At 55.9% G+C, this 18,285-nt stretch carries 16 protein-coding genes; 7 read left to right on the top strand and 9 right to left on the bottom strand.

Translation table 11 applies throughout. The features are described 5' to 3' along the window. Positions 1 to 166: 166 nt before the first annotated feature. The 4 genes from QLG07_RS08365 to QLG07_RS08350 form a co-directional block, all read right to left on the bottom strand. Positions 167 to 991, bottom strand: a complete 825-nt coding sequence (locus QLG07_RS08365; protein ID WP_282468988.1) for an ABC transporter permease — start codon at positions 989 to 991, stop codon at positions 167 to 169. A 10-nt stretch (positions 992 to 1,001) separates the two neighbouring features. Continuing rightward, positions 1,002 to 2,261: an ABC transporter permease gene (locus QLG07_RS08360; RefSeq protein ID WP_282468987.1), complete on the bottom strand. Its 1,260-nt coding sequence runs from the start codon at positions 2,259 to 2,261 to the stop codon at positions 1,002 to 1,004. An 84-nt stretch (positions 2,262 to 2,345) separates the two neighbouring features. Continuing rightward, positions 2,346 to 3,371: an ABC transporter substrate-binding protein gene (locus QLG07_RS08355; RefSeq protein WP_099754971.1), complete on the bottom strand. Its 1,026-nt coding sequence runs from the start codon at positions 3,369 to 3,371 to the stop codon at positions 2,346 to 2,348. Between the two features lie 70 nt (positions 3,372 to 3,441). Beyond that, positions 3,442 to 4,701, bottom strand: coding sequence for a 4-aminobutyrate--2-oxoglutarate transaminase (locus tag QLG07_RS08350; protein WP_048915437.1), 1,260 nt, complete (start codon positions 4,699 to 4,701; stop codon positions 3,442 to 3,444). A 118-nt stretch (positions 4,702 to 4,819) separates the two neighbouring features. On the opposite strand from QLG07_RS08350, the gene QLG07_RS08345 reads away from it, so the two are divergent. Together QLG07_RS08345 and QLG07_RS08340 are read left to right on the top strand one after the other, a co-directional pair. After that, entirely contained in the window at positions 4,820 to 6,328 is a 1,509-nt protein-coding gene (locus tag QLG07_RS08345; protein WP_282468986.1) for a PLP-dependent aminotransferase family protein, read from the top strand. A gap of 246 nt (positions 6,329 to 6,574) precedes the next feature. Then, positions 6,575 to 7,660 carry an ABC transporter ATP-binding protein gene (locus tag QLG07_RS08340; protein ID WP_282468985.1) on the top strand — a complete coding sequence of 362 codons (1,086 nt, stop codon included), beginning with the start codon at positions 6,575 to 6,577 and terminating at the stop codon, positions 7,658 to 7,660. Between the two features lie 103 nt (positions 7,661 to 7,763). Here QLG07_RS08340 and pta read toward each other — a convergent pair whose 3' ends face one another. Both pta and ackA read right to left on the bottom strand, forming a co-directional pair. Then, positions 7,764 to 9,908 (bottom strand): phosphate acetyltransferase, encoded by a 2,145-nt coding sequence (pta, locus tag QLG07_RS08335; RefSeq protein ID WP_099754969.1) that lies wholly within the window; start codon positions 9,906 to 9,908, stop codon positions 7,764 to 7,766. A gap of 121 nt (positions 9,909 to 10,029) precedes the next feature. Beyond that, positions 10,030 to 11,232, bottom strand: coding sequence for an acetate kinase (gene ackA, locus QLG07_RS08330; protein ID WP_048915441.1), 1,203 nt, complete (start codon positions 11,230 to 11,232; stop codon positions 10,030 to 10,032). Positions 11,233 to 11,565: 333 nt separating this feature from the next. Here ackA and yfbV point away from each other — a divergent pair, with 333 nt between their 5' ends. The 3 genes from yfbV to QLG07_RS08315 all read left to right on the top strand — a co-directional run bounded on the left by yfbV (position 11,566) and on the right by QLG07_RS08315 (position 13,308). Then, complete coding sequence (gene yfbV, locus QLG07_RS08325) at positions 11,566 to 12,018, top strand: terminus macrodomain insulation protein YfbV (protein WP_048915442.1); 453 nt, start codon at positions 11,566 to 11,568, stop codon at positions 12,016 to 12,018. A 122-nt stretch (positions 12,019 to 12,140) separates the two neighbouring features. Next, a complete protein-coding gene (locus QLG07_RS08320; protein ID WP_282468984.1) occupies positions 12,141 to 12,635 on the top strand; it encodes a YfbU family protein in 495 nt (164 codons plus the stop codon). Positions 12,636 to 12,648: 13 nt separating this feature from the next. Beyond that, positions 12,649 to 13,308 carry a sugar phosphatase gene (locus QLG07_RS08315; RefSeq protein ID WP_282468983.1) on the top strand — a complete coding sequence of 220 codons (660 nt, stop codon included), beginning with the start codon at positions 12,649 to 12,651 and terminating at the stop codon, positions 13,306 to 13,308. 36 nt (positions 13,309 to 13,344) lie between these two features. Here the strand turns inward: QLG07_RS08315 and yfbR are convergent, their stop codons facing one another. Then, on the bottom strand, positions 13,345 to 13,941 hold the full coding sequence (gene yfbR, locus QLG07_RS08310; protein ID WP_048915445.1) for a 5'-deoxynucleotidase: 597 nt from the start codon (positions 13,939 to 13,941) through the stop codon (positions 13,345 to 13,347). 59 nt (positions 13,942 to 14,000) lie between these two features. Next, a complete protein-coding gene (locus QLG07_RS08305) occupies positions 14,001 to 15,218 on the bottom strand; it encodes a pyridoxal phosphate-dependent aminotransferase (protein WP_133623204.1) in 1,218 nt (405 codons plus the stop codon). A gap of 1,032 nt (positions 15,219 to 16,250) precedes the next feature. On the opposite strand from QLG07_RS08305, the gene lrhA reads away from it, so the two are divergent. After that, positions 16,251 to 17,177: a transcriptional regulator LrhA gene (gene lrhA / locus QLG07_RS08300; RefSeq protein ID WP_048915447.1), complete on the top strand. Its 927-nt coding sequence runs from the start codon at positions 16,251 to 16,253 to the stop codon at positions 17,175 to 17,177. Positions 17,178 to 17,262: 85 nt separating this feature from the next. On the opposite strand, the gene QLG07_RS08295 is transcribed toward lrhA, so the two are convergent. After that, positions 17,263 to 17,475 carry a hypothetical protein gene (locus tag QLG07_RS08295; RefSeq protein WP_282468982.1) on the bottom strand — a complete coding sequence of 71 codons (213 nt, stop codon included), beginning with the start codon at positions 17,473 to 17,475 and terminating at the stop codon, positions 17,263 to 17,265. Positions 17,476 to 17,846: 371 nt separating this feature from the next. Here QLG07_RS08295 and QLG07_RS08290 point away from each other — a divergent pair, with 371 nt between their 5' ends. Beyond that, positions 17,847 to 18,284 carry an NADH-quinone oxidoreductase subunit A gene (locus tag QLG07_RS08290; protein ID WP_048915448.1) on the top strand — a complete coding sequence of 146 codons (438 nt, stop codon included), beginning with the start codon at positions 17,847 to 17,849 and terminating at the stop codon, positions 18,282 to 18,284. Position 18,285: the final 1 nt, after the last annotated feature.

The following is an 18,285-nucleotide window of genomic DNA, read 5'->3' as shown; positions in this document are numbered from 1 at the left end:
TTCCACCAGAAAATAAATTTATTGGAATTATTGCAAAAGCAGACTAGCGAATACGGAACATTTTTAATGTTTAGCGTTTAATCAATAAGCATTAAAGGGTAATTCAAATACCTGTTTGCGAGAGCGTATTTGAATTACCCCGGTACTGTTTAATACAACCTATTGTTCAGGCCTGCGCGGGCTGACGCATTTTTTCCCCACGGCGGCGTAAAATTTCCATCACGATTAACAGGATCAGCGATGCGCCAATCATCAGGCTGGCCGCGGCAGCGATGGTGGGATCAAGGTTTTCCCGGATCCCGGCAAACATCTGGATCGGCAGCGTGCGCTGGGCGGGGCTGGCAAGGAACAGCGTGACCACCACTTCATCGAACGAGGCAGCAAAGGCAAATAGCGCACCGGAAAACACTCCGGGGGCAATCAGCGGCAGCGTTACCTTGCGGAATGTCAGGAACGGCGATGCGCCCAGGCTGGCCGCCGCGCGTGACAGGTTAGTATCGTAGCTCTTCAGCACCGCCACCACGGTGATCACCACAAAGGGCACCCCCAGCAGCGCATGGGCCAGAACCAGACCGAGATAACTGTTGAGCAGCGACAGCCTGGCGAAGAAGAAGAACATTCCCACTGCGATGATCACCACCGGCGCAACCATCGGCGAAATGATAATCGCCATCACCAGTCCTTTGCCGCGAAACTCACCGCGCACCAGCCCCATCGACGCCAGCACGCCCAGCACCGTCGCCAGCAGGGTGGCCAGAGGGGCAATAATCAGGCTGTTGCCCAACGCGCTCAGCCACTCCTGCGAATGAAAGAAGGTCTGATACCAGCGCAGCGAAAAGCCGCTCAGCGGGTAGCTGAGAAATGAACTGGCATTAAAGGAGAGCGGCACTATCACCAGCACCGGCACAATTAAAAACAGCAGTACGGCAGCGCTGTAGAAATTGAACAGACCTTTCCACAAGCGCAGGATCAGGGTTCCCTGTTGTCTCATCATCATCTCCTTAGTGAGCTGCCGCTTCGGCAGAGGTGCGGGTGACGCGGATATATACGATGTACAGGAGCATGACAATGATCAGCAGCTGGCTGCCGAGTGCGGCGGCCATGCCCCAGTTCATGGTGCTGTTAGTAAAGAAGGCGACGAAATAGCTGACCATCTGGTCATCCGGGCCGCCCAGCAGGGCAGGGGTCACGTAGTAGCCAATCGCCATCATAAACACCAGCAGCGCTCCGGCAGCAATCCCGGCCCAGGTCTGCGGCACATAGACGCGCCAGAAGGCAAGAAACGGATGAGCCCCAAGCGATACCGCAGCACGCACGTAGCTTGGTGAAATCCCCTTCATCACCGCGTACAGCGGCAGCACAATAAATGGCAGCAGGATGTGGGTCATGGAGATGAACACCCCGACGCGGTTAAATACCAGCGTGAGCGGATGATCGATGATGCCGACCGCCATCAGCGCCCGGTTGATCAATCCGCCGGACTGTAGCAGCACGATCCAGCTGGCGGTGCGGACAATCAGCGAGGTCCAGAACGGTAGCAGTACCAGAATCATCAGCAGGTTGGCGCGGTTTGATGGCTGTTTTGCCAGCCAGTAAGCCAGCGGATAGCCAATGCCCACGCACAGCAGCGTTACCACGGTTGCCATCCACAGCGTGCGCAGCAGCACATTGACATACAGCGCCTGGTCGGCGGGCAGGGCCTTAACGTCACCGCTTTGCACATCAATTTTACGGTCAAACACCGACAGCAGGTAATAGCTGGTCACCGGGCTGGAGACGCGCTTGAGCGTTTGCCAGGTGGAGAGCTCGCCCCACAAAGGCTGTTTGGCAATCAGCGCGTCTTTAACCCCCATGCCCGATTCCGGCACCTGCCGTGGCGCGGTGACGATCAGGCGGCGGAAAGCCGCGTTTTCATAGCTCAGGCGTTTAGCCACGGCAGCAATTTGCCCGCTTTCACGTGCGGCGATCAGCTCCTTGCCCAGCGTGGCGTACAGCGCTTCATCCGGCAGGTTTTTCCCCGACCACTGCTCAAGCGCACGGGAAGTCTGCGGGAGAGCGTCGTGGAATTCCGGATTCTCAACGCTTTTGCTCAGGATGGAGGCAATTGGAAACAGGAAACAGAGCACCACGAAAATCAGCAGCGGCGCAATCAGCAGCAGGGAGCGGCGGGTTTTAGTACCGTCGACCTGACGCAGGCGCTGGGTTAGCGACACCCCGGCTGGGGCCGAAGGGGTGGGGGTTTCCATTACGGTATGACTCATTGCTGTCTCCTGAAAGATATCTGGCAACGGGGTGTCGCCCCTACAGTAGGGGCGGACTTTTTGTTGCGGTCCGCCCGCAGGGTATTATTTTGCCGCCCAGGCGTTAAAACGCTGCTCCAGGTCTTCACCGTGCTCGAGCCAGAATTCGCTGTTGATCTGCATGGAAACGGCAAGGTTTTCCGGTGCCGTCGGCAGTTTGCTCAGCCGCGCCGGATCCAGCAGTTTGCTGGTATTCAGGTTGGTAGGGCCGTAAGGAATGTTCTCGGCAAACACCTTCTGGTTTTCAGGCTGGTTGGCAAAGGCAATAAACTGCTCCGCCAGCGCCTTGTGCTTCGACCCTTTAACGATCGCCCAGTTGTCGAGGTCATACAGCGCGTTGTCCCAGACGATCCTGAAGTTGTGGCCTTCATCCTGCGCGGCGCCGATGCGGCCGTTATAGGCGGAGCTCATCACCACGTCGCCGGATACCAGCCACTGCAGCGGCTGCGCGCCGGATTCCCACCACTGAATATTTGGCTTCAGCTGGTCCAGTTTCTTGAAGGCGCGCTCAACGCCAGCCGGAGTGGCCAGCACTTTATACACTTCTTCCCGCTTCACGCCGTCGGCCATCAGCGCAATTTCCAGGGTATATTTCGCGCTCTTACGCAGGGCACGTTTGCCCGGGAACGCCTTCACGTTCCAGAAATCTGCCCAGCTGGCTGGCCCTTTTTTCAGCTTGTCGGCGTCATAGGTCAGCACGGTTGACCAGACGAAAATGCCCGCGCCGCACTCGGTCACCGCAGCAGGAATAAAGTCCGACTTCTTGCCCAGCTTATTCCAGTCCAGCGTCTCAAACAGACCCTCTTCACAGCCGCGCTGCAGTTCCGGGGTTTCCAGCTCCACCACATCCCAGCCGATCTGACCTGTTTCGACCATCGCACGAATGCGCGCCATTTCGCCGTTATATTCACCCGCTTCGAGGGTGCCTTTGCCTGCGGCGGTAAACGGTTTGTAGAAGGCTTTGTCCTGTGCATCTTTATTGGTGCCGCCGAACGAAATCACCGTCAGGCTTTCCGCCTGCGCCTGGAGTGTGAACGTCGCGAGAATCAGTGCAGCTAATGTCTTTACCATGCCAAACTCCTGATTATTAATGTTTTATATGCAGTTTCTATGCCACTTCCCTGTGGCCGGGCGAAATCAATCAGCCACGTAATAAAGTAGAGAGCAGTGCGAGCGCGCTTTTGAACTGTGCGTCTGGGATCGTCAGCGGGTAGAGGAAGCGGATGACGTTGCCGTGCACGCCGCAGGTCAGCAGGATCAGGCCCTGCTCGAGCGCACGCTGCTGGATGCTGCGCGCAATCTCTGCGGACGGTTTACCGGTGGCAGGGTCGTTAAATTCGGCGGCCACCATGGAACCGCGCGCGCGGACTTCGACCAGCGCCGGGTTGTTGCTGCTATTCAGCGTTTCGACCAGCTCAGCGCCGAGGCGCAGCGCGCGGGCGCACAGCTGCTCTTCTTCGATCACCTCTAACACCGCCAGCGAGGCCGCCACCGCTAGCGGGTTACCGGCGTAAGTGCCGCCCAGACCACCGGGTTCTGGCGCATCCATCACCGCAGCGCGGCCGGAGACGGCAGAGATAGGCAGACCGCCGCCAAGGCTTTTCGCCATGGTCATCAGATCGGGTTTTACTTCATAGTATTCACTGGCAAACAGCTTGCCGGTGCGGGCAAAACCGCTCTGGATCTCATCGGCAATCAGCAGGATGCCGTGCTGGTCACACAGCTTACGCAGGGCGCTGACAAACTCGGCGGGGGCGATGTTAAAACCGCCTTCGCCCTGAATTGGCTCATAAATGATTGCCGCGACCTGCTGCGGGCTGATATCACATTTGAACAGCGTTTCCAGGCTCTCCAGTGCATCATCTACGCTGTAGCCGTGCAGCGCGTTCGGATAGCGGGCGTGGAATACGGAGCCGGGGAAGGGACCGAAGCCGGTTTTGTACGGCGTGACTTTACCGGTCAGGCCCATGGTCATCAGCGTGCGGCCATGGAATGCGCCGGTGAAAGCAATAACGCCAGGGCGACCGGTGGCAGCGCGGGCAATTTTCACCGCATTTTCTACCGCTTCGGCACCGCTGGAGAAGAAGGTGGTTTTGCACGGACCGCTGACAGGAACCCGGGCATTAAGCTGTTCGGCCAGAGCGATGTAGTTCTCGTAGGGGATCACCTGGTACGCGGTATGGGTGAAGCACTCAAGCTGTTGGCTGACGGCGGCCATCACTTTTGGGTGCCGGTGGCCGGTGTTGAGCACGGCGATCCCGGCGGTGAAGTCGATATATTCGCGGCCCTGATGGTCCCACAGCGTAGCATTTTCAGCCTTAGCGGCGAAGAAATCACACATCACACCGACACCGCGCGGTGTGGCATTCAGACGGCGCTGTTGTACTTCACTGTGACTCATGGTGTTACCTCGTCAAATTTTAGGTATAAACTTCACACATTCTCAGCTCTCCCTGTTTTGTAGCTTTTTCGGGGGTTTATAAACCAGATCCAGTTTTTTTTATTTCAAGGAACCAATTTTGCGAACGTTACTCGGAGACCTGCTTGCACACCGCTTAGCCCGGAACCCTAATGGGGCGCTGGGCAAACGTTTGTACGACGTGCTGCAGTGTGCGATTCAGGATGGATCCATTGCCACCGGCAGCCGCCTGCCCGCCACGCGCGACCTTGCGCGCGAGCTGTCGGTCTCACGTAATACCGTGCTGGCAGCCTACGAGCAGCTGCAGTCCGAGGGCTATCTGCAGACGCGCACCGGAAGTGGTACCTTCGTCAGCGACTCACTGCCGGAAGCGGTGCCGGAAACCGATGAATTACCGGTCAGCGCCGGCAAGCCGTTCAACTTTGTGCGCTTCTCCAGCCGTGGTTCACGGCTGCTGACGCGTAGCGGGGCCGGGCCGCATCAGTGGGGGGCGTTTATGCCCGGAGTGCCGGATGTCAGCCATATGCCGCACGACATCTGGCGCAAGATCCACCTGCGGCTTAGCCGCCGTATGCCGGTGGAGGCGCTGAGCTACTCCAGCCACGGCGGCTGCCTGGAGTTGCAGCAGGCGTTAGCCGACTATCTGCGGGTGATCCGCTCGGTCAACTGCACGCCGGAGCAGATTCTGATCACTGCCGGAACGCACCAGGCGCTGGACCTGCTGGCGAAAATGCTCTGCGACCCGGGCGACCGCGCGTGGATTGAGGAGCCGGGCTATTGGGGGATCCGCAACGTGCTGGCGGTCAACGGTATCGACCTGCTGCCGACGGCGGTGGATGAGCAGGGCATGACGCTGCCGGACCTTAGCGCGGAGCTGCGCCCGCCGCGCCTGATCTGCGTCACGCCTTCGCACCAGTATCCGCTCGGTTCAGTGATGAGCCTGCAGCGGCGGCACCAGCTGCTGGCGCTGGCGCAAAGCGCGGGCAGCTGGGTGGTGGAGGATGATTACGACGGTGAGTTTCGCTTTGCCGAGTCGCCGATCCCGGCCTTGCAGGGGCTGGCACCGGATGCACCGGTAATTTATCTCGGTACTTTCAGCAAAACGCTCTACCCCGGGCTGCGCCTGAGCTACATGGTGGTGCCGAAAGCGCTGGCGGCGCGCATGAAGATGGCTCACTCCGAACTGTATCGCGGCGGCAATGGGCTGGTGCAGTTGACGCTGGCGGAGTTCATTCGCGAGGGGCATTACGCGGCGCACGTGCGCAAGATGCGCCAGCTCTACAGCCGCCGCCGCGCGGAGCTGGTGCGGGTCATTAAGGAGAGCCTGGGGGAGAGTTTTATCGCTCAGCAGAGCAATGCCGGGCTGCACCTGATCCTCTCCCTGCCCGATAATATTGACGATGTGGCGCTCAGCGCCGAGCTGGAGCAAAACGGCGTGCTGACCCGCCCGCTCTCGGCCTATTACCTGCTGGGTACCACGCGGCGCGGGCTTTTGTTGGGTTATGCCTGCGTCGAGGAGCAGCAGATGGCGGAGAAATTTGCCCCCGTGCTCGCCTGTCTCAACCGTCGCCTGCAGTCGGCGCAATTGCACCAGCACAGTGCGGACTGAGCGAATAGCCTGATTCTGCAGGTTATTTGTATGACCTGAACTGGTGCAAAGATAAAAAACAATAGAAAACAACAGCCTGGGAGATCTGCTCTCAGGCTTTTTTTTTGTGATTTTGTCAAATTCTGCTTGTCGAAGCGAAATTCGTTGTGGTAGAGCTAAAAAAGAGCCACCCGACAGATGCGCCCGGTGCAGGTAATGCACAAAGCGTGCCTGAGAGGTTTTTCCCCCGCTTGACGAGAGAATACTATGAGATCCCTGGTGAGTTTTAAGAACATCAAAAAGAGCTACGACGGCGAAAAGCTGGTGGTTCGCAACCTGAATCTTGAGGTGCAGGAGGGTGAGTTTTTAACGCTTTTAGGGCCATCCGGATCTGGAAAAACCACCAGCCTGATGATGCTCGCTGGCTTTGAAACCCCGACCGATGGCGAGATTTTTCTACGCGAGAAACCGCTGCATACCCTGCCGCCGCACCAGCGTGATATCGGCATGGTATTCCAGAATTATGCGCTGTTTCCCCATATGACCGTGGCGGAAAACCTGGCATTCCCGCTGTCGATCCGCCGCATGAACAAGGCGGATATTAAAGATCGGGTGTCGCGCATTCTCGATATGATTAAGCTGACGTCGCTGGCAGATCGTTATCCGGCGCAGATGTCGGGTGGGCAACAGCAGCGCGTGGCCCTGGCGCGTGCGCTGGTGTTTGAACCTAAGCTGGTACTGATGGATGAGCCGCTGGGTGCGCTGGATAAGCAGCTGCGCGAGCATATGCAGCTGGAGATTAAACAGCTGCACGAAATGCTGGGTCTGACCATCGTCTACGTTACGCACGACCAGAGCGAAGCGATGACCATGTCGAACCGGGTGGCGGTATTCAACGACGGCATGATCCAGCAGATGGACAGCCCCGGCACGCTTTATGAGCAGCCGGCGAATGCTTTCGTCGCGCAGTTTATCGGCGAAAATAACAGCCTGCTGGCGACTCAGGTCTCGGTGCAGGGCGACTACTACCGCGTGAAGCTGGACGATGGCTGCGAGCTGGATGCGCTCAAGGTGCGCCCAAGCTCGCCGGGTAAGAAAATCCAGCTCAGTATCCGCCCGGAGCGCATTAACGTCAATGCGCCGGAACAGGGCGATCAGCAGGTGAAGGCGCGGATTCAGCAGTTTATCTATCTGGGGGATCACGTGCGGATGCTGACGGAAGTCGCAGGGCAGGGGAACTTTATGGTCAAGCTGTCACCCGCCAAAATGGACAGCCGCTGGCAGCCTGGTAGTGAAGTGCTGCTGTCGTGGCAGCCGCAGCATCTGCGGGCGCTGGATGTGGTGCTCCAGTAAATTCAGTCAATAAAAAAGGGCGAGGCATGCCTCGCCCCTGCGGGGTAACGACGATGTGTACAAGGGCCGGGTAGGGGACAGGCTGCCTGACCCGGCTGCGCGATTACCCTTCCGCCTGCTTCGACTGGATCGCCGTCAGCGCGATGGTGTAGACGATATCGTCGACCAGTGCGCCACGCGACAGGTCGTTGACCGGCTTGCGCATCCCCTGCAGCATTGGCCCGATTGAGATCAGGTCCGCAGAACGCTGTACCGCTTTGTAAGTGGTGTTACCGGTGTTCAAATCCGGGAAGATGAACACGGTCGCACGGCCGGCAACCGGGGAGTTTGGCGCTTTAGATTTCGCCACGTCGGCCATAATCGCTGCGTCATACTGCAGTGGACCATCGATCACCAGGTCAGGGCGTTTTTCCTGCGCGATACGCGTCGCTTCACGCACTTTCTCAACGTCGCTACCGGCACCTGAGTTACCGGTGGAGTAGGAGATCATCGCCACGCGCGGCTCGATGCCAAACGCCAGCGCGGAGTCGGCGGACTGAATCGCAATCTCTGCCAGCTGTTCCGGATTCGGGTCCGGGTTGATGGCGCAGTCGCCATACACCAGCACCTGCTCAGGCAGCAGCATAAAGAACACCGACGAGACCAGCGAGCTGTTCGGCGCGGTTTTGATCAGCTGCAGCGGCGGGCGGATAGTGTTGGCAGTGGTGTGAACCGCACCGGAAACCAGGCCGTCCACTTCGCCACGCTCCAGCATCATGGTGCCGAGCATCACGTTATCTTCCAGCTGCTCCTGCGCGACCACTTCGGTCATGCCTTTGCTCTTACGCAGCTCCACCAGGCGCGCCACGTAGTTTTCACGTGCGGCTTCCGGGTCAACAATCTCAATGCCTTTACCCAGCTCAACGCCCTGAGCTGCGGCCACGCGCTGGATCTCTTCCGGGTTGCCCAGCAGGACACAGGTGGCGATGCCGCGTTCGGCACAGATAGCCGCCGCTTTCACGGTGCGAGGTTCGTCGCCTTCCGGCAGCACGATGCGTTTGCCCGCTTTACGCGCCAGCTCGGTCAGCTGGTAGCGGAAGGCCGGAGGAGAGAGGCGACGGCTGCGTTCGGAAGCGGCGGTCAGCGACTCGATCCAGTCCGCGTCAATGTGGCTGGCCACGTACTCCTGCACGCGCTCAATACGCTGGGTATCGTCGCTGGGTACTTCCAGGTTGAAGCTCTGCAGGCTAAGGGAGGTCTGCCAGGTGTTAGTGTCGACCATAAATACCGGCAGGCCAGTCTGGAAGGCGCGTTCACACAGCTTCTGAATGGGGGCGTCAATCGCGTAACCACCGGTCAGCAGGATGGCACCAATCTCAACGCCGTTCATCGCCGCAAGGCAGGCTGCAACCAGCACGTCAGGGCGGTCGGCGGAGGTCACCAGCAGGGAACCCGGACGGAAGTGCTCCAGCATGTGGGGAATGCTGCGTGCACAGAAGGTCACGGATTTCACGCGGCGGGTGGCGATCTCACCTTCGTTAATGATGCGGGCGTCAAGGTGACGGCACATATCAATGGCGCGGGTGGCGATCAGCTCGAAGCTCCACGGCACGCAGCCCAGCACCGGCAGCGGGCTGTTAGCGAACAGCTGCTTGGGATCGATATTCGCGACGCTGGCTTTGGTGGAGTCGTCGAAGATCTCGGAAAGATCCGGGCGCGTACGGCCCTGATCGTCAACCGGTGCGTTCAGCTTGTTAATGATCACGCCGGTGATGTTTTTATTTTTGCTGCCGCCGAAGCTGCTCTGGGTCAGTTCGATACGCTCTTTCAGCTGCGCCGGCGAGTCATTGCCCAGCGACATCACGAAGACGATTTCCGCATTCAGGGTTTTGGCAATTTCATAGTTTAGCGCCGAGGCAAACTGATGTTTGCGCGTCGGCACCAGGCCCTCGACCAACACGACCTCTGCGTCTTTGGTGTTTTCATGGTAGTTGGCGATGATCTCTTCCATCAGCACGTCCTGCTGATTGGAACCCAGCAGGGATTCCACGCGGCTCATGGCCAGCGGCACGGCGGCGGGAATGCTGGAGTTTTTACGGATGATAGTGGTGGTCTGGTCCGGGCTGTCGCCACCCGCGCGCGGCTGGGCGATAGGCTTGAAGACGCTAAGACGCACGCCTTTACGTTCCATAGCACGAATAACGCCGAGGCTGACGCTGGTCAGGCCGACGCTGGTGCCGGTAGGGATGAGCATGATTGTACGGGACACAGTAACTCCTCATGACTTTAGCCTGCACACGTAGAGCAGCTGCTCCAGTAGCAAGGGCTATACAAATTTCTTGGTGTCTAAAACAACTCCGCCAGCCTGAGCTGACGGAGAGAATCGTTTATTATGCGGTGAGACGGTCTGCGTCCTGCGCGATGACCAACTCTTCGTTGGTTGGGATAACCAGCGCCGGGCGGGTGCCCTCTTTGTTGATGAAGCCGGATTTGCCGAAGCGCGCGGCCAGGTTGCGTTCGTGGTCCACTTCGAAGCCCAGCAGGCCGAGCTTCGCCAGCGACAGCTCGCGCACCATCGCGGCATTCTCACCAATCCCGCCGGTGAAGATCACCGCGTCCAGACGGCCATCCATCAGCGCGGCATAAGAGCCGATATATTTCGCCAGGCGGTGGCAGTAAACGTCCATCGCACGTTTGGCATCGGCTTTGGTATCGTAGTTATCTTCCACATAGCGGCAGTCGCTGGTGACTTCGGTCAGGCCCAGCAGGCCAGACTCTTTGGTCAGCATCTTGTTGATCGCATCCACGTTCATGCCGAGCGTATCGTGCAGGAAGAAGATAATCGCCGGGTCGATATCACCGCTGCGGGTCCCCATCACCAGGCCTTCCAGCGGGGTCAGACCCATGGAGGTGTCAACGCACTCGCCGTTACGGATAGCGGAAACCGAACCACCGTTACCCAGGTGACAGGTGATGATGTTCAGCTCGGACACCGGCTTGTTCAGCACTTTGGCCGCTTCCTGCGTCACGTAGAAGTGGCTGGTACCGTGCGCGCCATAGCGGCGTACGCCGTGTTCTTTGTACAGTTTGTACGGCAGGGCGTAGAGATAAGACTCTTCCGGCATAGTCTGATGGAATGCGGTGTCGAAAACAGCCACATTTTTATCTGACAGGTGCGGGAAGTTTTTCAGCGCTTCGTCGATGCCGATCAGGTGCGCCGGGTTGTGCAGCGGTGCAAATGAAGAGGCGTCTTTGATACCCTGGATGACGGATTCGTCAATCACTACGGACTGCGTTAACTTTTCGCCACCGTGAACGATGCGATGACCGATAGCAACGATTTGTGCCGACAGTTCTGGTTTTTGTGCCAGAATAGTTTTAACCATGAAGTTCAGTGCTTCGCTGTGCGCTGCGCCTGCACCCAGAGCCGCTTCTTGTTTAGCGCCTTCCAGTTTCCACTTAATGCGGGCTTCCGGCAGGTGGAAACATTCAGCTAAACCTGACAGGTATTCGTCGCCGTTTGCCGGATCGATAATGGCAAACTTCAGGGAAGAACTACCGCAGTTCAGAACCAGTACTAACTTACTCGACATGGAAGGTCCTATTTATTAAAAGTGGCGAAATAAAAGTCAAACAGACTATCAGCGTAGCGCATGAAAGCTGGTACATTAATGATGAACATCATGCTGCCGGAAAGTTTTGTCCGAAAGCAAAAAATTTTGGAAACTTTACGATTTTTTTTTAAATCTGATGCGCTTTTTCATGGCTTGGCCGAATGTTGACCAGGATTGCTCGCTGTCCAGGGCCTAAAACGCGCACAGGATAACCAGTGTCACCCTTAAAGACAAAATATTTTGAATGATGTTAGGTAAAGTTGGTGAGTTGTAATTTTTTTTTAATATTTATCTCTGAAGTTGAGGTTAGCCATGGCTAATGAATCCGGCAGTGTCGGTTGGTTTAAGCTGTTCCAGCATGGTCAGCACTACATGAAGACATGGCCTGTCGATAAACGCCTTGCGCCTATGTTTCCAGAAAATCGCGTCACGCGTGCGACACGGTTTGCAATCCGCATTATGCCGCCCGTGGCTGTTTTCAGCCTCACCTGGCAGATCGCCCTTGGCGGGCAGCTGGGCCCGGCCGTCGCCACCGCGCTGTTCGCCTGCAGCCTGCCGATGCAGGGTCTGTGGTGGCTGGGCAAGCGCTCGGTAACGCCATTACCGCCTTCTTTATTGGGCTGGTTCCATGACGTGCGTGAAAAGTTGCAGGCCGCAGGCCAGGCCATTGCCCCGGTGGAAGGCAAGCCAACCTATCAGTCACTGGCTGATGTGCTGAAGCGCGCCTTCAAGCAGCTGGATAAAACCTTCCTCGACGACCTTTAATCGCGTTTGCGGGTTTTCTGTGACGATCTCACCGGAAACCCGCGCTGCGTCAAAGATGCCTCTCCCCGCGCCGTGAGATCCTGCCGCCACTGACTATTTTCCCCGTGGCGGAGGAGCCCCAAATGGACATGACCCATGCCCAGCGTTTAATTCTTTCCAATCAGTACCAGATGATGGCGATGCTCGACCCGGATAACGCCGCGCGTTACCAGCGCCATCAGACCATTATCGAACGCGGCTTTGGCCTGCAGATGCGCGAGCTGGATAACGATTTTAGCCAGCTGCCGGAGGCGGAGTGCCGCACGCTGATCGCGATGATGGAGATGTATCACGCCCTGCATATCTCCTGGACTAATCTGAAAGAACCGCAGGGCATCGAGCTGCGTCGTCTGGTATTCCCTGGCTTTGATGCCGCTTCTGAAGGGCGATATCTTGGCTATGTGCGCTTTCTGGTGGAGGTTGAAGGGCGCTACACCCACTTTGATGTGGGCAGCCACGAGTTTGATACTCAGGTGCCGATGTGGGAAAAATACCAACGCATGCTCGCGCTGTGGCACAATTGTCCCCGGCAGTATCATCTGAGTGCGAACGAGATCGCGCAAGTTATCAACGCCTGAGAAGGAAGATGCGGTGAAGTGTAAAGGTTTTCTGTTTGATCTGGATGGCACGTTAGTTGACTCCCTTGCGGTAGTTGAACGTGCCTGGAAAAACTGGGGTAAGCGCCACGGGATCGCGCCTGAAGAGGTGCTGGGCTTCATCCACGGTAAGCAGGCAATTACCTCACTGCGCCACTTTATGAGCGGAGCTTCAGCGGAGGAGATTCAGCAGGAATTTATCGCGCTGGAAAAGCTGGAAGCTGAAGATATTGACGGCATTGTTGCCCTGCCCGGTGCGGTTGAGCTGTTAAGCCAGCTGGACGAGCTGGAGATCCCCTGGGCGATCGTCACTTCAGGTTCCGTACCCGTTGCCAGCGCGCGCCATGCGGCGGCAGGTTTACCGGCCCCGGCGGCTTTTGTCACCGCCGAGCGCGTTGAGCGCGGCAAGCCGGAGCCGGATGCCTATCTGCTTGGCGCCCAGCTGCTCGACCTGGAACCGGAGGAGTGCGTGGTGGTGGAAGATGCCGCTGCCGGGATCCTCTCCGGTCTGGCTTCCGGCAGTCATGTGATCGCGGTTAACGCGCCGGCAGATTCGCCACGGCTGGAAGATGTCGATATGGTGCTCAGCTCGCTGGAAGAGTTGATCATCAACAAGAATCCGGACGGCAGCGTCAACGTCCACCGTAAACACTAAAGTGCTTAAAGGGCGTGGTTCGCCACGCCCTGCTGGTTACAGCGAATCCTGACTGATCTCATCCAGCGACAGGCTAAAGCTCGGAACAAATACCTCTACAAAGTAGTCCATCTCCGGGCTGTGGCGCTGTGCCAGCGTCTTTTCCAGGCGCGCTTTGGCCAGCAGAAACTCATTATTGCCCGCCGACAGCTCTTCGAGACACTTCAGATAGGCACAGAGCGCGTCGGCCTGCTTCACCACCGCCGTTTCCGCTTCGCTGTGCTGATGCTCGTCAATCAGCGGAGCATAGGCGGAGCGCAGCTCCTCCGGCAGCATCTCAATCAGCTTCCGCTGGGCTATCTTTTCGATTTTCTTATATTCGTGGGCGATCTGCGCATTGTAATACTTCACCGGGGTGGGGAGATCGCCGGTCAGTACTTCGCTGGCATCGTGATACATCGCCATCATGGCGATGCGTTCAGCATTGAGATTGCCATTAAACTTTTTGTTCTTAATGACCGCCAGCGCATGGGCAACCATCGCTACCTGCAGGCTGTGTTCGGAAACGTTCTCCGTGCGCACGTTGCGCATCAGCGGCCAGCGGTTGATTAACTTCAGGCGGGAGAGGTGGGCGAAGAAGTGGCTTTGGGTCATGATTATTTTCCCTGGTACAAAATGCAAAGAGCGGCCTGAGCCGCTCTTTGGGGAGAACATTACAGCTGGCGGTAGCCACTGAGGAAACGACCAAACTTGTTAATCGCCATATCCAGTTCATCAACGCGCGGCAGCGTGACAATGCGCACGTGATCCGGCCACGGCCAGTTAAAGGCGGTGCCCTGAACCAGCAGCACTTTTTCCTGCAGCAGGAAGTCGAGCACCATCTTCTGGTCATCGTGAATATTGAACTTCTTGCTGTCAATTTTCGGGAACATATACAGCGCGCCGTCTGGCTTCACGCAGCTCACGCCCGGAATGTCATTAATCAGCTCCCATGCCCGGTTGCGCTGCTCATAGAGGCGGCCGCCAGGCTGGATAAATTCGCTGATGCTCTGATAGCCACCCAGCGCGGTCTGAATGGCGTGCTGTGCCGGAACGTTGGCGCACAGGCGCATGGAGGCCAGCATCTCCAGACCTTCAATATAGCCTTTGGCGTGCTTCTTCGGCCCGTTGAGGACCATCCAGCCCTGGCGGAAGCCCGCGACGCGATAGGTTTTAGACAGACCGTTAAAGGTGATTGTCAGCAGGTCCGGCGCCAGCGCCGCAATAGAGTGGTGCTGTGCGGCATCGTAAAGGATTTTGTCGTAGATTTCGTCGGCGAAAATAATCAGGTTGTGCTGACGCGCCAGCTCGACCACTTCCATCAGCAGCTCTTTGCTGTAAACGGCACCGGTCGGATTATTGGGGTTGATAATCACAATGCCGCGGGTGCGCGGGGTGATTTTGCTGCGGATATCATCAAGGTCCGGGAACCAGCCTGCGGACTCATCACACAGGTAGTGAACGGCTTTGCCACCCGAAAGCGAGACGGCCGCAGTCCACAGCGGATAATCCGGCGCCGGAACCAGCATTTCGTCACCGGTATTCAGCAAGGCCTGCATCGACTGTACGATCAGTTCAGAGACGCCGTTGCCGATGTAGATATCTTCAACGGTGATATCACGCATGCCGCGTGCCTGGTAGTGCTGCATGATCGCTTTACGCGCCGAGTACAACCCTTTGGAATCGCAGTAGCCCTGAGCGCTTGGCAGATTGCGGATCACATCCACCAGAATCTCATCGGGGGCTTCAAAACCAAACGGCGCCGGGTTGCCGATGTTCAGCTTGAGGACTTTATTACCTTCTTCTTCGAGGCGCTTAGCTTCTTTCAGCACCGGGCCGCGAATGTCGTAACACACATTATCCAGTTTGCTGGATTTATCAATTGGGGTCATTTTTGTCGCCTTGACTGGCAGAACTGCGTTCCTGCCGTGGAAAACTAAACATTGCACAATGTACTCCTCTCCTCTGAGCTTTTGAAGGGCGACAGCGGGCTTTGGTGAGTTAAAGGATGTTTTTTCACTCAGCTGGCAGGGGGGCGCGTCAGGGTCGAATATTCTGATATTTCATGCTGCATAAAGGGTGTAATCCGATACTAACATCTGCGCAATGATTCTACGCTGTCAAGCGCCTGCATGATTAGTCGTTCCACTAAAGGGACTCTGTTAGCTGATTCAGTAAAAAACGGTGTACTGATGCTTTAAGAAACTGTGAAGATAAACTTATTTCACTGTCTGTTTTTTAATCAGTCGGGGCGATAGCTGAAGAATAGGCAGCATCTGAGGGGTGAGGGGGGAGAGAAGGATCGCAACTTGAAGCTACCCGTGTGACGATAAATTTTTTAGGGCCAGGCCCGGTATTGCGTGCTGTCGCCGATAAAATCTTGCTTTAGTGATAAGTTTAATTGCTTTTGGGCTTAAAAAGTAAACGACAGTATGTCAGGATAATGCTCAGGAGACTTTGCACCGTGCGTGCAGGTACTCCGGGTGATAAAAAAACGCTTTTTATTACCCTAAATAGTAAGTTGTACTTAACATTTTGCGCTGTAACTACAGCGATCTGGCAATTCAATTTTCAATGGTTGTTTTAGACTTGCGGCACCACAACTCATCCTTTTTTGAGTTTCGTCGGTGTTAATTAACTATAACGACGCGGCTTCCTGCAACTTATGGGTTAGTGCAGCGTGCATTAGTGATGTATCAGACGGAAGAACCTATTTAACTCTGGCAGTAAATCCTGGCTCAAGCGGGATCGACGGCTGGAGGTGAAGAGTCTTTATCGTCTGCAAATGTAAGTAATGCATCGGGTAATTTTTAATTGCTAAACACTGTAGCCATTACGCAATTGTTATCGTCTTATCCCTTTGATAAGACAGGTAATAACACCAGGGTAGCTGTTTGTAAAAAACTTATAAAGTGAAGAAAAACATGACTAGTGCAAATCGTCCGATACTTAATCTCGACCTCGATCTGCTGAGAACTTTCGTGGCTGTTGCCGACCTGAACACTTTTGCCGCTGCTGCGGCCGCCGTGTGCAGAACGCAGTCCGCCGTGAGCCAGCAGATGCAGCGTCTGGAGCAATTGGTAGGCAAAGAGCTGTTTGCCAGGCATGGACGCAACAAGTTATTGACGGAACATGGTATTCAGCTGTTGGGCTACGCCAGAAAGATACTGCGCTTCAACGATGAAGCCTGTACTTCTCTGATGTACAGCAACATTCAGGGGGTGCTCACCATCGGTGCCTCCGATGATACTTCTGATACCATTTTACCGTTCCTGCTCAATCGTGTGACCTCGGTATACCCGAAACTGGCCATCGACGTTCGCGTGAAGCGCAATCCATTTATGATGGAAATGCTTAACCAGGGCGAAGTTGACCTGGTGGTGACCACCTCCAGCCCGATGAATTTCACCTGGCAGGTACTGCGTACGTCGCCGACCCTGTGGTACTGCGCGGCTGATTACATCTTCCAGCGTGGGGAAGCGATTCCTCTGGTGCTGCTGGATGAGCCAAGCCCATACCGCGACATGGCGATCGATCACCTTAACGAAGCGGGCATCCCGTGGCGTATATCGTACGTGGCCTCTACGCTGGCTGCGGTACGTGCTGCGGTGAAAGCGGGCTTAGGTGTGACTGCGCGCCCGGTGGAGATGATGAGCCCGGAGCTGCGCGTAATGGGGGCTGCAGAAGGCCTGCCAATGCTGCCGGATACCGAGTATCTGCTGTGCCGTAATCCGGACAGCGATAACGAGCTGGCGCTGGCAATCTTCAACGCGATGGAGTCCAGCAACGATCCGTACAACCTGATCACTGCAGGGCAGAGCGCCGCAGGCTTCGCCGACGAAGATGAATAACCGTCCAAACGCAAACGATTACTTTTATCATTAAAAGTCGATTGTTTTCGAAATGAGTGGTTAAAAAAGGCCTTTCAGTTAGAAATTAAGCTGAAGGGCCTTTTTGTTGCAAATTTATATGCCAGCTCAGGCCATTTTTTGGCATTAATCCGGCTAGGCGCGTTAAAAAGCGCCCATTCAGCTTAAAACCTAAAAATCCTCCCTCACGCTCCACTCTGGTCCGATCAGTGAATTGATTCTGCTTAAAAAAAGTTGCCTGTTTTACCGGCATAAAACCCCAAAGTGTGTTCTGGATCAAAAAAATAACCCCAATAAGGGGCAGGAAAACCGGGTGAATCCTGCCAAAATAGGCGTTGTTAAATACCCGATCCAAACAAGGTTTTAGCCGCTACACTAACTTCACATGATGCTACTGACTCGATTTAGCTCACTTATTGAGCATCATATGTTAAATTCGTGTTGTGGGTGTAAATTAATGTGCGGATAGTTTTGTCAAAGTTGACAAAAGGTTAGTTAAAGGAGTAAAAAACCACATAAAATTACTGCCTAATCGCGAAAGACAGTAAGATTTATCAGGTTTTTCATTCTTCCCTTGAATCGATGTGGTGTGTTAACTGCCAATTATCAGAGCAGGACGCGAAACGCCACTTTTGGTGAGTAAGCAAGAGTATGTCAACAACCACAGAAGTCGTCGCCCATCATTGGGCATTCGCTGTTTTCCTAATCGTCTCTATTGGCCTTTGCTGCGCAATGCTGGCCGGAGCATGGTTCCTGGGCGGAAAAGCCCGTGGAAGGCATACAAATACACCTTTTGAATCCGGTATTGCTTCGGTGGGCAGCGCTAAACTGCGCCTGTCTGCCAAGTTTTACCTGGTTGCCATGTTCTTCGTCATCTTCGACGTTGAAGCCCTCTATCTCTACGCATGGTCGACGGCGATTCGCGAAAGCGGTTGGGTCGGCTTTGTGGAAGCCGCTATTTTCATTTTGGTTCTGCTAGCTGGTCTGTTTTATCTGGTTCGCATTGGCGCGCTGGATTGGGCTCCTGCCCGTCGTCAGTTTGACGTCAAACCAACCACCATCTCGCACGCCAACCGTCACAAGCAGTAAC

The sequence above is a fragment of the Erwinia sp. V90_4 genome (genome assembly GCF_029967685.1).
GTDB lineage: Bacteria > Pseudomonadota > Gammaproteobacteria > Enterobacterales > Enterobacteriaceae > Erwinia > Erwinia aphidicola.
The sequence above is the reverse complement of the archived record's forward strand: the minus strand, read 5'-3'. Positions and strand labels throughout refer to the sequence as shown.

Bases quoted from the DNA above. Each gene is read 5' to 3' on its own strand.
- QLG07_RS08340 (WP_282468985.1), top strand. From the start codon at position 6,575: ATGAGATCCCTGGTGAGTTTTAAGAACATCAAAAAGAGCTACGACGGC.
- QLG07_RS08360 (WP_282468987.1), bottom strand. From the start codon at position 2,261: ATGAGTCATACCGTAATGGAAACCCCCACCCCTTCGGCCCCAGCCGGG.
- yfbR (WP_048915445.1), bottom strand. From the start codon at position 13,941: ATGACCCAAAGCCACTTCTTCGCCCACCTCTCCCGCCTGAAGTTAATC.
- QLG07_RS08290 (WP_048915448.1), top strand. From the start codon at position 17,847: ATGTCAACAACCACAGAAGTCGTCGCCCATCATTGGGCATTCGCTGTT.
- ackA (WP_048915441.1), bottom strand. From the start codon at position 11,232: ATGTCGAGTAAGTTAGTACTGGTTCTGAACTGCGGTAGTTCTTCCCTG.
- QLG07_RS08355 (WP_099754971.1), bottom strand. From the start codon at position 3,371: ATGGTAAAGACATTAGCTGCACTGATTCTCGCGACGTTCACACTCCAG.
- lrhA (WP_048915447.1), top strand. From the start codon at position 16,251: ATGACTAGTGCAAATCGTCCGATACTTAATCTCGACCTCGATCTGCTG.
- QLG07_RS08305 (WP_133623204.1), bottom strand. From the start codon at position 15,218: ATGACCCCAATTGATAAATCCAGCAAACTGGATAATGTGTGTTACGAC.
- yfbV (WP_048915442.1), top strand. From the start codon at position 11,566: ATGGCTAATGAATCCGGCAGTGTCGGTTGGTTTAAGCTGTTCCAGCAT.
- QLG07_RS08365 (WP_282468988.1), bottom strand. From the start codon at position 991: ATGAGACAACAGGGAACCCTGATCCTGCGCTTGTGGAAAGGTCTGTTC.
- QLG07_RS08350 (WP_048915437.1), bottom strand. From the start codon at position 4,701: ATGAGTCACAGTGAAGTACAACAGCGCCGTCTGAATGCCACACCGCGC.
- QLG07_RS08320 (WP_282468984.1), top strand. From the start codon at position 12,141: ATGGACATGACCCATGCCCAGCGTTTAATTCTTTCCAATCAGTACCAG.